Origin of the sequence: Pseudomonas sp. SIMBA_041 (assembly GCF_046535095.1) — a bacterium.
GTDB lineage: Bacteria > Pseudomonadota > Gammaproteobacteria > Pseudomonadales > Pseudomonadaceae > Aquipseudomonas > Aquipseudomonas mucoides.
On record NZ_JAWRXJ010000778.1, the window covers coordinates 1 to 245 of the forward strand.

The following is a 245-nucleotide window of genomic DNA, read 5'->3' on the forward strand; positions in this document are numbered from 1 at the left end:
ATCGGCTATCTACCACAAGAAGCATCAATCTTTCGTAAATTATCTATCGAAGATAATATCTTAGCTATCCTACAGACTCGCACAGAATTAAATAAAGCTGAACAGCAGCAAGAGCTTGAAAAGTTGATTGGCGAGTTCCATTTAGAACATGTGCGCAAGTCTCAGGGTATGAGTGTGTCAGGAGGTGAGCGTCGTCGCTGTGAGATTGCGCGAGCATTGGCCGCTGATCCTAAGTTTATCTTATT

1 protein-coding gene is annotated in these 245 nt (G+C 42.9%); it reads left to right on the forward strand.

What is annotated here, in order from left to right; translation table 11 throughout:
* The coding region (locus tag SB725_RS33230) for an ATP-binding cassette domain-containing protein (RefSeq protein ID WP_410923701.1) at positions 1-245 on the forward strand (245 nt) is incomplete at both ends.